This is a genomic window from Novosphingobium terrae, from assembly GCF_017163935.1.
Classification (GTDB): Bacteria; Pseudomonadota; Alphaproteobacteria; order Sphingomonadales; family Sphingomonadaceae; genus Novosphingobium; species Novosphingobium terrae.
Genome location: NZ_JABVZR010000002.1, coordinates 2,273,971 through 2,288,091 on the forward strand (window position 1 = coordinate 2,273,971; position 14,121 = coordinate 2,288,091).

Below are 14,121 nucleotides of genomic sequence, written 5' to 3' on the forward strand. Positions count from 1 at the left end.
GAAGATCTTCATATCCTGTCCCTCAGTTTTATGGGCGCGCGTCATTCAGCACAAATTTTGAATCTCTGCTATCTCTGAATTTCGATTAGAATTGTTAATCTTGTGCTTTATTTTGATGGTTTGTAATTTGTTATTGAAGTGACATGGCTTGATTAACCTGCGGCGATAGGCGTTTCCCCCGGCGCGGCGGCAACCCACAGTGCAATGTATGCACGGAAGCTTCTGAATGGTGCTTTCTTGCCTCGGTACCGGATACGAAACAGGACTGCCCTTTGTGGGCCGGTTTGGACCAGATTGAAGAATAAACTAGCCAGGCTCTGTGGGGGGCGAGCTTGGAATTTGATCTTTATGATATTTTTATCCCTCGCGAGAGATAGCTAGCCTCCGAACGATTTTTTGGGCGGCAGTCATCGTATGCGTAATTTTGTTTTTGGTGCGATGATGCTCGCTCCATTGGCGGCCTGCCACCAATCGCAAGCGGAACTGGCGCAGGCCTGTTTCGGACGGGATGCCAGATCCGCAATTGCTGCCTGTTCTGCTGCGGTTGCGTTGCGCGGCTATTCTGGAACCAAACTCTCTTTGCTCTATGTTGCGAAGGGAGAGAATGAGCTTCATATCCACGATGCTGCCGCTGCCGTTGGGGACCTTGGTCAGGCTGTAGCAATCGATTCCCGGAATGCTTTGGCTTATTATCACCGGTCCTACGCCTATCGTGCTTTGCATGACCAGGAGCACGCCCTTGCTGATCTTGATCAAGCGCTCGATCTCGATCCGGAAAGCAAGCGTTATCGGTTTGCACGCGGTGAGTTCTATCTGTCGGAGCGCAGGACCGCAGACGCAATTGCGGATTACGACCAGATTCTGGCGAAAGAAGGTAGCAACCTCCATGCTCTCCAGATGAAGGCCGTCGCCTATTCTTTGGCTCGTGAGCCTGAAAAGGCCATTGAGCAAATCAACACCGTGCTGTTGATCGCTCCCAATTTACCGGAGGGTTTGGCGATGCGCTGTCTTTTTCGCGGCACCGCGAACATTGACGCCTCACTCGCCCTGACGGATTGCGATCGGGCAGTGGCGATGAAGCCGAATGATCCTAAATTCGTGGCGGTCCGCGCTCGTGTCCGATTTGAATTGGGCCAGGCCGAGGGAGCGATGGCAGATGCGAAAGCAGCATTGAAACTGGATCCACATCAGCAAATGGCCATGTATGTCGTCGGACTGGCGAAGGGGCAATCGGGCGATTCTGTGGGTTCGAAGGCCAGCTTGACGGCCGCCCATAGCCGACTTGAAGAGACATGGTTCAATTCGACCGTACCACAATAGGCCCCGGCTTATTCCAGTCATAGGTCCATTCGGGACTTTTGTGCACCACATCTGCGGCAGCGACCATCGCCCATATTTTTGTAAAACTGGAAGGAGTGGATATGAACTGGCTTGCCAGGGTCGTGCTGATAATGGTGGTCGCTCTCGCGCTGCTGGACCATCTCACTGCGGGCGGTCATCCTGCGCTTCCACTGAGTTCCGCATGGAAGGACGGAATTGCTCTCGGCATTGCTCTCATAGCTCTTCTTGCGGGAGCAGCCACGGTGGTACTGGGTATCTTCAAGGTGGTGAACGTGGCTGCCCAACGTCCGTTGTACTCGCAACGAGGCAGGCCAAGTCCGTACAGCCACAATGGCGCTTCAGGAATCTGGAAGTCACGTGCCGGGCATCAGCGTGGTGGCATTGAAATCAGACGTGGCAGTGCAACCGAGGTGATGACCCGAGCCGAATGCAATAGGCCTACCGGTTGGTGCTCGGTCGCCTATTTCCTTCTCGACGGGCAACCTGCAAGGATGGTTTGTCAGCCCCTGGAGCCATACTCGCGGTCTCCTTTGCCGGCGCCATTTTCGGAAGGTGACGAACTCATAATTGCTGGGAAATCGGATTCAGGTTCAGGCCGGTTCGTCGCCGTCTGCAGCCGCCTGATCCGGCAGGGAGTGACGATCGATCTCAATCCCAAAGCCATCACCATCGCTGGCGGCCTCGTGTTTACCGTGATGGGGTTCTATCCAATCTGGGCAATCGTCAGCGCACTTATCGGCGTTCCTATAGGCAAGGTCGCTGCTCTATTGCAGCTTAATGTAGGGGCTGCTGTTATGGCCGCCGTAATGTCCTGTGTCGGCCTGCTCGGCCTGTTCATGTTGGTTCACGGAGGCCGTCTGATATGGGTACGGCGGATGCTGGATCAGGAGGTGGAGGATGGGCTGCTATAATTGACGTTGCGACACCTAACGTTCCCGTACTTCCAGTTGAAGGGGCGACCGTTCGGCAAAAACAAACCATTCAACTGAACCAATGGCCGATTTCAAGGAGCTAATTTAGCCCGGTTAGCGGCGGCTTTGTCAGCGATGGCTGCAGTATGGTCAATCCCACCACAAATTCCACCATGGCCCCGATACCATCGTCGCGGCCAGCGCCGCCAGTGTTTGCGTGCCCTGGTCCACACTATCAGGGCAATAACGATAGATTTCCTTCGCCACGGTCAAAGCCTCGGCGTGTCGCACCGGAGGAGCTTTGACGCGCAGATCCATGCGATCGCCGCCGATACCGACAAGCTCCGCGCCAAACGCATCGTGCCAATGGCGCAGGGCTGCCACATGATATTCCGGCGGCGGGCAGGCATTCCAGTCCCCCCACCGCAGATAGGCCGGCACTTCCCAGCTGTGCTCGGTGGGAATGAAAAGCACATGGACCGTGTCGAGCGGAATACCTTTTATAATATCCATGGCAACGCTCGTCCCCCAGGCATCGGGAACTGCGGTGATGGTTTCCGGCCAGGTGCCGAGCGGCGCATGCAGGTCCTCTGGCCTATAGGCTCCACCCCATTTGTTCAAATCTCTGGGGAAGGTGAGATGGTTCGCTGCTTCCAGAATCGCAGAGGGGGCACGGGGCGGCGGAAGCTGAAGTGCGGGCGACGGAAAGATCGTGGGATCGCCCATGGTGAATTGCTCGGCAATGCGTTCGAGCGCGTCGTCATCGCCGACAAGCACCGGCCAGCCCTTGCCCAGTCCTTTGAGGCGTTCCCATTCGGCAAAGGCTGAACTGCCCTTCACGGTGGTCCGTTCATAGGGCATGGCCGCCATCATTCTGGCGAACATGCGTTCCGCATCGGCCCGCTTCTCAGGCGGAAGTGCGCTGAAATCCGGCATCGAAGGAACTGCTCCGTATAAAGCTGACGAGGTTTGACAAGCGGTCGCAGCAAGGCCTGTGATGAAGGTTCGCCGTTTCAAGGTGATGGACATGATGATGGCCTGGCTTGGGAGGGCATGTCGAAGTGGTTGGTTATCACAAGATAGGAAGCAAGGTCAGGTACGTTCATGTTTCCATTTGCGCACAGCCTGCAGACAGGTGAGTGCGATCAGACCTCCCGCTGCAACCAGCCAAAGTCTGCCCCAGCCATGCAGCACATCCTGATGGGCCGAAACTTTTAGAACCAGCAAGACGATGCCAACGGCAGCTACCCCAAATTGTTGGTAGGACATTCTGGAAAACGCAATCCGGCGGACCTCGTCACGACCCCTCGCCGGACCCGATGGCGTTCGCAGCTTGAGTTCCCGGACAGGCGCCGTCCACGCCCAGCGCATGATGACCAGGGACGGGGCAATGGCCAGGCAAATCCCGGGCCACATGATCCATTGCCCGGTCGTTCCGTGCGTATCAGGTGCGAACCAGACGAGCATGCCGATCAACAGGACGGTGACGAAGGGAATGGGCCACATCGCATAGCGCAAGCGGCGATTGTAAGCGGAAACAAAGGCTTCACGCTCGGCTTCGGTCACACGAACAGGCGCCCCCTTCATGCTCCTGCGATAGAAAATATCCTTGCCATCAGCCTCGAATTGGTCTGCGAAGCTTTGGCGGAGGCGTTCTGAATGATCATTCCCCAGCATCATGCCACATTACCCGGCGCGACGCAGCCATCAAGGCCCATGATCGGATTGTGGAGTGCAGGTGGGCGATGACCTTCCTTCTGCCATTGCTGTGGATCACAGGCTGGATCGCTGCATCGGCCTGGTATCGCCGAAGCAGAGGCAAGCCAATCATCCCGCGTGTCCCGGGCGATGCGGTCTTCCATGAGAACTGGTGCTCCGGGCGTTCGATGAGAAACTGGCTCACCCGGATTGGCGGAGCCCGTAATTGCCTCATGGTCTATGTTCAGGGCCAGGACCTGGTGGTGACGGCGAAGTTCCCTTTCAACCTGACGTTCCTGCCCGAAATCTATGGACCCGATGTGCGAGTGCCCCTTGTGACGATCGTCTCGGTTCGGCCCTTGACGCGACTGTTCCAAAAAGTCCTGCGGCTTGAATTTGCCACAGGAGGCCCCGCGCCCATCGAGTTGATCCTGCATGACGAAGCCGGTTTCGTGCGTCACCTTGGTCAAAGCATTGCGGTGCATGCCGACCGACGCCTGCAAGCCCGACAAAACCCGAAAAAGCGATTCAATCTGACCTATTTCAGGTTGTTCTTCGCGGTCTGGGGAGCCGGAGCCTTGTTCGCGGCCTGGTCCGGCCTGCCGGACGATTGGCGGTTCCGTCACGATGGCGCCAAGGTGGCGGCAGTGTTTCAGGCTCCTGATCTCGCCGTTGATCCGCGCGGCCATGGTATTCTGGCCTACCGGGTCCATGGCCACGACTATCGACTGACCTCGTTCAATGGCGCAGGCACCTATACCGTGGGGGCCACAGAAAGCATCTACTACCTTCCCGGAGATCCCCAGAATGCCCGTCAGGAGGGGCTTCTGGTATTCGATCTCGGGGGGCTTGGTCTGGGTGTGCTGGCGCTTTCCTTCTCCTTATTCGGCGCCGCGCTTTTACGCCGACTGTCGTAAAAGCGCGCTTTGCCACAGTTGGCCGGATGCCTGATCTTTTGAACCGGTGACCGCCTCCGTCGGCGGGATTTTATCCTGAGAACGGGAGTTCGCTGGAGAGGAAGGAGCGCGGCGGCTTACGGCATTTATGCTCGGAAACCGGCGTTTCCGGGTGCGACAACATTGTGGACGTTCAAGATCGCGTTTATGCTTCCACAATGTCAAAGTTTTATCCATGGCTGGCCCTTATCGGCGGCGCTGTATCAGCAAGGCTGATAACGCATTGGCTTTTGCCGAGCCATCAGTTGATTGGTTATGTTGCGACGGTAGTGCTGGCCATCGAGGCGAAGAATTTTGCGCAGAGGAAATTGAGCGGTCATCGCTAATGGGGGGGGCAAACGAACGTCTGCTTCCGTTAACTTTCCTGCCATTCCAACATGCGACACCCAATCCTGAAAGCGGGTGCCCAGCGGTGCAAACTGTCTTGTGAACGAAAGGCCGCTTTCAGAGAGGAGAGAAGAGACCGCGAACGTCCGCTTTGTTAGCGGGTGGGGTCGATAGTCTTGCGGTGGTAGCTTTCAGCATTTTTGCTATAAAAGCTGTCTGACCGCCCCCGACAACTTAGCAGTCATTCCTCACGGGAAGCATAAAAACCCTCTGGCATTGATGGGCTGCGCAGTTCGGCTGGTGTCAGGTCGGGATACTGCTCAAAAATCGGAGATTTGATGTCGAGAAAAATCCCGCCCATCACTTGACCAACTGCACGCTTGTAGCGGTGCACCTCATCCTCATCGGCGGCATCCATGACCAAGAATATGCTGTCGTTCAGGCGATCCGTGACATCCTGGATTATATCAACAATGATCCGTGCAGTTTCTTTTTTGATGTCGGTATCGCCTCTACGAAGAACACATGCGCTTGGTGGCTTTTAGCGTGTCTGCCTACATACAGAGAATGTCTGCTTCCCCCTGACGTTCCTACCAGAGGTAAGCCGCCCTGTTTCCCTGACGGCCGCCAACAGGCCATTTTTGTCGCTGGGGCGGCTATCTGACTTTGGGCAGGGAAATCTGCCGTTCCGGAACTCGTAGCATCCGGAACGGCAGCTAACAATATGCGGATGAGCCAAAGCTGCCGTGGGATTAGCTATTGTCACCTCTCCGTGTTTGCTTGCGAAGGCTTCCTTGCCGCGATGCCGGAGGTCAGGGGAACGATCAGCAGCAGGATCGTCAGCATCCAGAAAGCGGTTTTCAGCCCGGCATGCTGGGCGATGAAGCCGATGATGGCCGGACCAAGCAGGATGCCCGCATAGCCCGCCGTCGTCATTGCGGCGACGGCCAGATTGCCGGGCATGTCCGTCTGCGCTCCCGCGACACGGAAATAGACCGGCACGATGTTGGCCGCGCCCAGCCCGATCAGCACGAAGCCGCCCAGCGCCGCCGCCGCAAAGGGAGCCGTCAGCAGCAGGGCGAAACCGGCCATGGCAATCACGCCGCCCCACAGCACCGCCGCGCGGTCGCCGATGCGGGCAGTCAGGGCGTCACCCGTGAAGCGGCCGACGGTCATGGCGATGGCGAACAGCATATAGCCCATGCCCGCATGTCTGGCATCGAGCAGGCCCATATCGGTGACGATCAGCGCGCCCCAGTCGAGCAGGGCCCCCTCGGCCAGAAAGGTCGCGGCGGCCAGTGCACACAGGCCCAGCACGATCCCGCGCGGCTTGACGAAATGGGGCTCGCCATGGGGCGCCCTTGTGGTCAGCAGGCGGCCTGCCATCAGCAATGTGCCCACGACAATCGCCAGGGCGCCGATGGTGGCGCAGAGCACCGCCTCCGTGCCCAACGACAACAGGCTGGTCATCATCGCCGCCCCGGCAAAGCCCCCGACGCTGTACAGCGCGTGAAAGCCCGAAAGCAGAGGCACCGGCGCGTCACGCTCGACCTCGATGGAATGCACATTCATCCCCACATCGAGCGCGCCCAGCGAAGCCCCGAACAGCAGCAGAGTCACAGCCAGCAAGGGTGCGGAGGGCGCCAGCGCCAGACAGGGCAGCAGAACCGCCAGCCCCATGCTGCCGACCAGAATGACCGGACGGGTGCCGAAGCGGGCGCCAAGCGCTCCGGCCATCAGCATGGCCAGCACCGAACCGGTGCCCAGGCACAGCAGCAGCAGGCCCAGCGTGCCATCACCGATCCCCAGCCGTGCTTTGACGAAGGGGACGAGCGGTGCCCAGCAGGCGATGCCGAAACCGGCGATGAAGAAGGCCAGACGGGTCGCGAGCCTTGTGGCGGGCGTGTCAGCGCTGGGCATTCGCAACATAGTCGGCCACCATCAGGTCGAGATGGGCGCCCCCACCATTCTTGAACAGCGTGATCTCCTCCGGGCTGCGGCGCAGCGGGGTGGGGGCGACCACCAGATCGTAGAGATCGCCGAGGATGTCCTCACGCGACAGGATGCCAGCGGCGATGGGCTGGGTCAGATCGCCCACGCAATCGATGGTGGTTTCGCGGTAATCGACAAAGACGCGTGCCTTGGCGATCAGCGCGTCATCGGCCTCGCGCATCTCGGGCGTGAAGCCGCCGATCAGATCGACATGCGTGCCCGGCCTGATCCAGTCGCCGCGCAGCAGCGGTTCGCGGGCCATCGTCGCGCTGGAGATGATATCGGCCTGACCGGCGGCGGTCGCCAGATCCGTTGAGACGACAAGCTCGGCATCGACATCGCTTAGCCTCGCGATCAGATCGTGGGCCTGCTGCGGGCGGCGGGCCCAGATGGCGATCCGCTCGATCCCGGGGAAAGCCGCGCGATAGGCTTTGGCCAGCGTGGCGGCCACTGTGCCCGCTCCCAGGATCAGCAGGCTGCGGCTGTCGGGCCGGGCCAGCAGGCTGGCCGCCAGCACGGAATCGGCGGCGGTCTTGTAGCCTGTGATCAGCTTGCCCTCGATGATCGCGCGCACCGCCCCGGTCTCGCCATCGTAGAGCATCACCGCGCCCTGAATCGAGGGCAGCCCCCGCGCGGCATTGGCGGGAAAGGAGGTTTCGGCCTTCACCGCATAGCCAAGGCCTTCGACATAGGCCGAGCGGGTCAGCAAAAGCCCGTTGGGAGGCCCCAGCAGCAGATCCCCAAGCTGCGGGCGCGGCAGGCGATGGCCCCGGCGCAGCGCTTCGATTGCGCCGGTCCAGCTGATATGCGGCGCTGCGGCTTCAGCCGTCAGCAGCGCGGGGGCGCTGGCAGCCCCTTGCCCAATCCCGTTCATGTCATTCTCCCGGCCTCTTGTGTCCGCGCCGGGCATTCCATGAGGAGTCCCTTGACACAAACCAGATTTCAGAATTTTTAGGGCCAGAAAATCTACGCCTTATGGGCCAGCCTGATCATGCGCAAAGACACACCCTACAATCGCTTTCCTTCGCTTAACGCGCTCAAGGCCTTTGAGGCGGCGGCGCGCCTTGGCGGTTTCGCTCCGGCTGCCGAGGAATTGCTGGTGACCCCCGGCGCGGTGGCCGCCCAGATCAAGCTGCTGGAAGCCGAGTGCGGAGGATCGCTGTTCGAGCGCCACGCGCGCGGCGTCAAACTCACCCCGCTGGGCGAGTCCGTGACGCCGCATTTCATCGAGGCCTTCGATCTGCTGGCGGAGGCTGTGACGCGATTGCGGCAGGCAGCGGCGCCTCTCAAGGTGCATATCGCCACCTCTCCGGCGCTGGCGCAATTGTGGCTGGCGCCCCGGCTGCTGCGCCTGCGCGGCATGCTGCCTGACATCCATATCTCGGTGACCACACTGGAAGAGGCGCCCGACCTCAAGCGCGGCCCCTTCGATCTGTGCCTCTTCTACGAAAAGGTGCCAGCCTCCGACCATATCCGCCTGCAGGAGGAAGAGCTTTTGCCAGTCTGCACCCCGGCGCTGGCGCGCAAGCTGCGTGACCCGGCAGACCTTGCGCGGGTGACCTGCATCGCGGATGTCGTGTGGGAGGACTGGTCAGTCTGGTGGGCTGCGGCGGCGCAGCAGGGCATGCCCCTGCCTGTTTTTGGCCCGGCTTTTTCGCTCTACGCCATTGCCGTGCAAGAGGCCTTGCTGGGGCAGGGGGTGCTGATGGGGCGCCGGTCGCTGGTGGGGCCTTATCTGGCCAGCGGGGCGCTCGAAGCGCCCTTTGGCAAGGCGGTGGCGCTGGGGCAGACGATCGCGCTGTGGTCGGTTCGAGCCAGCGGCCACAGCCCTCAGATCACATCGGTCATTGCCGCGTTGAAAAGCTGCATGTGACTATGGGACGCGTGAATGGAGCGCCCGGCCTGACCGGACGCCCCGCTTGCTTTCAGTCCTTCACAAAATGGGTGGCGTGGGTGATCGCGCCCCCGGCCCTCAGCGCCGCCGCGACGAAAGTAACCTCGGACAGTTCTTCATCGGTGGCACCGGCGCTGCGCGCCGCCTTGGCATGCACGTCGATGCAATAGGAACACTGGGTCGTCAGGGCGACGGCCACGGCCATCAGCTCCTTATATTTCCGGGGGATGGCGCCATCCGCCAGGGCCGCCGCATCGAAGGCCTTGAAGGCCTCCCAAGCTTCAGGGGCGCCGCTGCCCAGCTTGGGCAGCTTGAGAAGGTTCTTGCTCTCGTACATTCAGCCTCTCCTTAATTACGGCCAGCCATGACGCCGCCATCGACATCATGCACCGCGCCCGTCGTCCAACTCGCCTTGTCGGAGAGCAGGAAGGCGATATGCTGCGCGACATCCTCCGCGCGGCCCACCCGGCCAATGGGATGAAAAGCGTCGAAACCGCTGGTCAGGGCGGATTCGATCTGATCCGGCGCGATGAAGGCGCCATAGATCGGCGTGATCACCACCGCCGGGGACACCGCGTTAACGCGGATGTTGTGGTCGGCCAGTTCCATCGCCAGATGCTGGGTCATGGCATGCAGGCCGGCTTTCGCCATCGAATAGGCCGAGGACGGGGTGGCCTTGATGGCCTGTTTGGCCCACATCGAGCCGATGTTGACGATGGAGCCGCCGCTATGGCGGGCCATGTTGCGCGCGACGGCCTGGGTCACGAAGTAGGTCGCGCGGTTGAGATCGTGGTAGCGATCGTAATCGGCGCGGTCATGCTCCATGAAGGGCTTGGGGAAGAAGTAGCCGGCGGCGTTCACCAACTGATCGATGTGGCGCCCATCCTCGTCGATCGACGCGATAAGGCGGTCCACGGCTGCCTCATCGTAAAGATCCGCGGCGATGATCTCGGCATGACCGGGGCCCTGAGCGTTCAGCTCACTGCGGGCTGTTTCCAGCCTGTCCGCGTCACGCCCGACGAGCAGCACATTCCGCCCTTCCGCCACCAGCAATCCTGCGGTGGCCCGGCCCATTCCGGTCGATCCGCCGACCACGATGCTCACTTTGTCACTCATTGTCTCGCTCCGATTCGCATACTTATCGATAGGTAAGTTTTAAGGGCTGGTGCTGGAGGCGGTCAAGACTTATCTACCGGTAAGTAAGGAGCTAGATGTGTCAGACAAAACCATGCGCGATCGCATTCTCGACGCAGCCGAGGTGCGGGCTCGCCGAGGCGGTTACAATGCCTTCAGCTTTCGTGAGATTGCCCAGGATGTCGGAGTTTCAAGCGCGGCCATCCATTACCATTTTGCAGCAAAAGCCGATCTCGCGGAGGCACTGACCGACCGCTACACTGAGCGGACGCTGCAATGGCTCGGCGATCCGCGCGACCTGACACCGCTTGAGGCCGGGAAGCGTGTGCTTGCCCTCTTCAGGAACGCATTGGTGGAGGATGACCAGATGTGCCTTTGCGGGCTCTTCGCGGCTGAACGCGATGTCCTGCCGCCGGGCGTTGACGAGGCGGTCGTCAAATTCCTGCGGTCCATGCTCGATTTTCTGCGAGTCGCTGTGCCTGAAGGGCAAGGCCATGAAGCGCCGGAAGCCACGCTGGCGAAGCTGGAGGGAGCGCTGATCATGGCTCGCTCGATGCGGGACATTTCGCTGTTCGACCGGGCGACCGCGTAAGGTCGATCTGGGGGGCTGGTTGGAAAAGCCGCTTGCGGGGTCAGGAAGCGGGGCGACCTGCCAGATGGCTCTTTTGCCATTCCAGCGGGCTTACGCCTGTCTCCGTGCGGAACATATAGGTGAAGGCCGAAGGGGAGGCATAACCCAGATCCATTGCGACCCGGGTGATGCTGTGCCCCTGTCCCAGCCATTCCAGTGCGCGGAACAGGCGTAGCTTGCGCCGCCAATTGCGCAGTGTCATGCCGACCTCGGCTTCGAATTTCCGCGCCAGTGTGCGCGGCGCGATGGCCAGTTCATGGCCCCATTGCCCGGCTGTCCTCGCATCGGCAGGATCGTTGTAGAGGGCTTCGCACAGGCGGCGAAGCGGCGGGCTGCCGGGCCATGGCAGCGAAAAATCGCTCTTTGTGGCCATGCGCAACTGGGTGAGGATCAGCGCGTCGAGATGGTCGATGTAGCTCCGATCGGGCCCCAAGCCATTCGTCCGATCGAGTTCGGCAATCAGCGCGCGCAGGAACGGCGAGACCTCCAGCACAGCACAGTGCCCGGGCATGGCCAGATCGGGAGCGTCGGCGATCCACAGGCTGCGGAACGATGCCCCGCCGAAAGAGCCCGATGCATGGACGGTTCCCGTGGGCACCCAGATGGCCTGTTGCGGCGTGATGACGTAGCGCCGGTCCATGAGATAGACGATCAGCGATCCCGACAGGCCGTAGACCAGCTGATTCCAGCCATGCTCGTGAAACTCGAAGGCCTGCCCGGCTGCGAGTTCGACTGAGCGCAGAAACACCGGCCTCGGCAAATGCTGAAGCGCGAAGGCTGGCAGAAGCTGCACGGATGACTGTGATCGCGGCATGATGTTGCTTTGGCATCTCATCGATAGAGATGGTCATTCTATCGAAAGCGTGTGGGGCCGGCAATCGCTAGGGTCGCCCTCATCTCAAACGATGCTGCCGGGCGGTTCATGCCGCCGGGCCATGTCAGGCGGAACCGCGTCATGTTTTTCGGATTTATTCCGGTCCTTTTCATCTGCCTCGCCGCCCTTCAGTCCTTTCGGGATGTGGGCAAGGCGCGCATGCTCTGGGCCCTTTCGACTGTTCTGGTGGCGATCTGGGGGCTTTACCACGGCTCGCATCATCTGGCCGCGCTCGCAACCTATGGAGCATGGTGATGACGCGCTCGCAAAGCTTTGATGCCCTGGCGCTCGCCGGGGTCTGCCTCTGTCTCGCCGTGGCCTTCTTCTATCAACTGGCTTTCAACGAACTGCCATGCGCCTTCTGCAATCTGGAACGCGAAGGCTTCATGCTGTTTGGCGGCGGGCTGCTGCTCAACATCCGCCATGGCACCAGCCCCTGGAACCATGTGATGAGCGCTTTTGGCGCCCTCGTTGGCAGCCTGATCGGTCTGGGGCAGATGTTTGTCCATGCGCCCGCCGGGACGCCGCCGGTCGGGGAGCCGTTCCTCGGGCTCCATATGTATGACTGGGCCTATATCGTGCTGACCGGAGCGATCTTTTACGCGCTGCTGAGCCTCGCCTTTATCGCCTCTGCCAGGCAGCAGCCAGCGCGTGCGGGCCTCGCCAAGCCAGTGAGAACGGCGGTTTCCCTGCTCTTCGTGGGGCTGGTTGCGGCCAATCTGGTGTCGGCCTTTCTGGAAAACGGCTTCCATCCCTTCAAGGGCGGCGGCCAGCAGCATTACGCCATGCTCTATGACGGCGACATCATGAAGCCGTGATGGCCGCCGCCCTCCCAACATCTCGAAAGGCATGCCCATGACCAACCCCAGAGTAACCCCATGGCAGGATGGCGACCCCGCGCTTGAAGGCGTCGTCGAAAGCATTCAGGCGCGCCGGCCAAATGGCGAACTGATCGGCATCGACCGCCTGCTTCTGCGAAGCGCCCCGCTGGCGATCGGCTGGAACGATCTGCTCGGGCGGGTGCGCCATCAGTTTTCGCTCGATCTTGAATATCTGGAGCTGATGATGTGCCGCGTGGCGGTGCTGAACGGCGCGGAGTTCCAGTGGCGCGTTCACAAGCCGGTCTATCTGCAGGCCGGGGGCACGCCAGCCAAATGCGAGGCCCTGCGCGAGGAGGGCATCGCCCCCATCTTCGATGATACCGAACATCTGTTGCTGACCCTGACCGATCAATCCACCCGGCAGGTGCAGGTCGATGCCGATGTGATCGAACGGCTCAAGGCCCGCTTCGGCGAGGAAAAGACGGTCGAGGCGGTCGCCACGGTGGCGGCCTACAACATGGTTTCGCGCTTTCTGGTCGCCCTGGCCGTCTGAGCAAGGGGTCAGCCTTGCACCGGTGCCACTTGCGTCAGCCAGTCGTGAAAGGCGCTGACCTCCGCGCGGCGCAGCGCCTTGGGCGTGGCCACCGCATAATAGGCCCAGGCCACCGGCCAGCGGCAATCGGGCAGCAGATGAACCAGCCGACCGCCCTCAAGCTCCTGCGCCACCAGCGCCTTGCGCACCAGCGCAACGCCTTGCCCGGCAAGGGCGGCCTGTATCACCGCCGCCGTGGAATTGATGGTGAGGCCGCGATCGCCGGGCGGCTGATTGGCGCCGCTGCGGGCCAGCCATTCGCTCCAGGATGGGAAATCGCCGCCCGGATGCGGCGTGCCGTCATGGATCAGCGTCTGCTGCGCGATCCAGCCGCCGGTGATCGCCTCATTCTCGGGCAGCAATGCGCGATGGCAGACAGCGATGATCTCCTCCCCCATCAGCCGCGCCGCCTTCACCCCTTTCCAGCTGCCAAGGCCGCAGCGGATGCCCAGATCCGCCTCATCCTGTGCCAGATCGACCACCCGGTCGGAGACGTCGAGCCGCACATCGATGGCCGGATGGCGCGTGGAGAAATCGGCCAGACGCGGCAGCAGCCAATTGGCCACCAGCGCCTGAGACGCCGTGACCACCACGATGGAGCGCGCCTTGCGCCCGCGCAAGCGGGCAAGGCCTGCCTCAAGCCTGTCGAGCCCGGTGGCGATGTCGTCCAGCGCTTCACGCGCCTCCTCCACCGGGACCAGACGCTCTGCGCCGGAGCGCGAGCGGCGGAACAGCGGATAGCCCACCCAATCCTCTAGCGAGCGAACCAACTGCCCCACGGCAGGCGGCGTCACCCCGAGTTCGGTCGCGGCGCCGACAAAGCTTCCGTGTCGAGCAGCGGCCTCAAGGGCTTGCAGGGATTTCAGGCGTGTGAGGAATCGCATGGGGGCAAGACTAGATCATGCGGAGGCCGGGCAGCAAAGATTTTCTTTTCCGGCGATGCTTCTTCT

Annotated in this window: 17 protein-coding genes; 8 read left to right on the top strand and 9 right to left on the bottom strand. The window is 61.2% G+C overall.

What is annotated here, in order from left to right:
* Positions 1-414: 414 nt before the first annotated feature.
* A complete protein-coding gene (locus tag HGK27_RS27845; protein WP_206244049.1) occupies positions 415-1,320 on the top strand; it encodes a tetratricopeptide repeat protein in 906 nt (301 codons plus the stop codon).
* A 101-nt stretch (positions 1,321-1,421) separates the two neighbouring features.
* Positions 1,422-2,252 carry a hypothetical protein gene (locus HGK27_RS27850; protein ID WP_206244050.1) on the top strand — a complete coding sequence of 277 codons (831 nt, stop codon included), beginning with the start codon at positions 1,422-1,424 and terminating at the stop codon, positions 2,250-2,252.
* 150 nt (positions 2,253-2,402) lie between these two features.
* Here HGK27_RS27850 and HGK27_RS27855 read toward each other — a convergent pair whose 3' ends face one another.
* Complete coding sequence (locus HGK27_RS27855) at positions 2,403-3,281, bottom strand: DUF4253 domain-containing protein (protein WP_206244051.1); 879 nt, start codon at positions 3,279-3,281, stop codon at positions 2,403-2,405.
* A gap of 63 nt (positions 3,282-3,344) precedes the next feature.
* Complete coding sequence (locus HGK27_RS27860; protein ID WP_206244052.1) at positions 3,345-3,932, bottom strand: hypothetical protein; 588 nt, start codon at positions 3,930-3,932, stop codon at positions 3,345-3,347.
* Positions 3,933-3,997: 65 nt separating this feature from the next.
* Between HGK27_RS27860 and HGK27_RS27865 the strand changes: the two genes are divergently transcribed.
* Positions 3,998-4,867, top strand: coding sequence for a hypothetical protein (locus tag HGK27_RS27865; RefSeq protein WP_206244053.1), 870 nt, complete (start codon positions 3,998-4,000; stop codon positions 4,865-4,867).
* A 607-nt stretch (positions 4,868-5,474) separates the two neighbouring features.
* Here the strand turns inward: HGK27_RS27865 and HGK27_RS27870 are convergent.
* The 3 genes from HGK27_RS27870 to HGK27_RS27880 all read right to left on the bottom strand — a co-directional run bounded on the left by HGK27_RS27870 (position 5,475) and on the right by HGK27_RS27880 (position 8,099).
* On the bottom strand, positions 5,475-5,651 hold the full coding sequence (locus HGK27_RS27870; RefSeq protein ID WP_206244054.1) for a hypothetical protein: 177 nt from the start codon (positions 5,649-5,651) through the stop codon (positions 5,475-5,477).
* 344 nt (positions 5,652-5,995) lie between these two features.
* Complete coding sequence (locus tag HGK27_RS27875) at positions 5,996-7,162, bottom strand: MFS transporter (protein WP_322099059.1); 1,167 nt, start codon at positions 7,160-7,162, stop codon at positions 5,996-5,998.
* Positions 7,140-8,099 carry an ornithine cyclodeaminase family protein gene (locus HGK27_RS27880; protein ID WP_206244055.1) on the bottom strand — a complete coding sequence of 320 codons (960 nt, stop codon included), beginning with the start codon at positions 8,097-8,099 and terminating at the stop codon, positions 7,140-7,142. Before HGK27_RS27880 ends, HGK27_RS27875 begins: the two co-directional genes overlap by 23 nt.
* A 117-nt stretch (positions 8,100-8,216) precedes the next feature.
* On the opposite strand from HGK27_RS27880, the gene HGK27_RS27885 reads away from it, so the two are divergent.
* Positions 8,217-9,098, top strand: a complete 882-nt coding sequence (locus HGK27_RS27885) for a LysR family transcriptional regulator (RefSeq protein WP_206244056.1) — start codon at positions 8,217-8,219, stop codon at positions 9,096-9,098.
* 52 nt (positions 9,099-9,150) lie between these two features.
* Here the strand turns inward: HGK27_RS27885 and HGK27_RS27890 are convergent, their stop codons facing one another.
* Both HGK27_RS27890 and HGK27_RS27895 read right to left on the bottom strand, forming a co-directional pair.
* Positions 9,151-9,456: a carboxymuconolactone decarboxylase family protein gene (locus tag HGK27_RS27890; protein ID WP_206244057.1), complete on the bottom strand. Its 306-nt coding sequence runs from the start codon at positions 9,454-9,456 to the stop codon at positions 9,151-9,153.
* Between the two features lie 11 nt (positions 9,457-9,467).
* Positions 9,468-10,235: an SDR family NAD(P)-dependent oxidoreductase gene (locus HGK27_RS27895; protein ID WP_206244058.1), complete on the bottom strand. Its 768-nt coding sequence runs from the start codon at positions 10,233-10,235 to the stop codon at positions 9,468-9,470.
* Positions 10,236-10,347: 112 nt separating this feature from the next.
* On the opposite strand from HGK27_RS27895, the gene HGK27_RS27900 reads away from it, so the two are divergent.
* Complete coding sequence (locus HGK27_RS27900) at positions 10,348-10,845, top strand: TetR/AcrR family transcriptional regulator (RefSeq protein WP_206244059.1); 498 nt, start codon at positions 10,348-10,350, stop codon at positions 10,843-10,845.
* Positions 10,846-10,885: 40 nt separating this feature from the next.
* Here HGK27_RS27900 and HGK27_RS27905 read toward each other — a convergent pair whose 3' ends face one another.
* Positions 10,886-11,632: an AraC family transcriptional regulator gene (locus HGK27_RS27905; RefSeq protein WP_241127556.1), complete on the bottom strand. Its 747-nt coding sequence runs from the start codon at positions 11,630-11,632 to the stop codon at positions 10,886-10,888.
* A gap of 207 nt (positions 11,633-11,839) precedes the next feature.
* Between HGK27_RS27905 and HGK27_RS27910 the strand changes: the two genes are divergently transcribed.
* The 3 genes from HGK27_RS27910 to HGK27_RS27920 are packed head-to-tail and all read left to right on the top strand — an operon-like array spanning position 11,840 to position 13,132.
* Positions 11,840-12,013: a hypothetical protein gene (locus tag HGK27_RS27910; protein WP_206244061.1), complete on the top strand. Its 174-nt coding sequence runs from the start codon at positions 11,840-11,842 to the stop codon at positions 12,011-12,013.
* Positions 12,013-12,576: a disulfide bond formation protein B gene (locus HGK27_RS27915; protein WP_206244062.1), complete on the top strand. Its 564-nt coding sequence runs from the start codon at positions 12,013-12,015 to the stop codon at positions 12,574-12,576. Before HGK27_RS27910 ends, HGK27_RS27915 begins: the two co-directional genes overlap by 1 nt.
* A gap of 37 nt (positions 12,577-12,613) precedes the next feature.
* The gene (locus tag HGK27_RS27920; protein WP_206244063.1) at positions 12,614-13,132 is read left to right on the top strand and encodes a carboxymuconolactone decarboxylase family protein; all 519 of its coding nucleotides are present in this window, start codon (positions 12,614-12,616) and stop codon (positions 13,130-13,132) included.
* 8 nt (positions 13,133-13,140) lie between these two features.
* Here HGK27_RS27920 and HGK27_RS27925 read toward each other — a convergent pair whose 3' ends face one another.
* The gene (locus HGK27_RS27925; protein ID WP_206244064.1) at positions 13,141-14,055 is read right to left on the bottom strand and encodes a LysR substrate-binding domain-containing protein; all 915 of its coding nucleotides are present in this window, start codon (positions 14,053-14,055) and stop codon (positions 13,141-13,143) included.
* Positions 14,056-14,121: the final 66 nt, after the last annotated feature.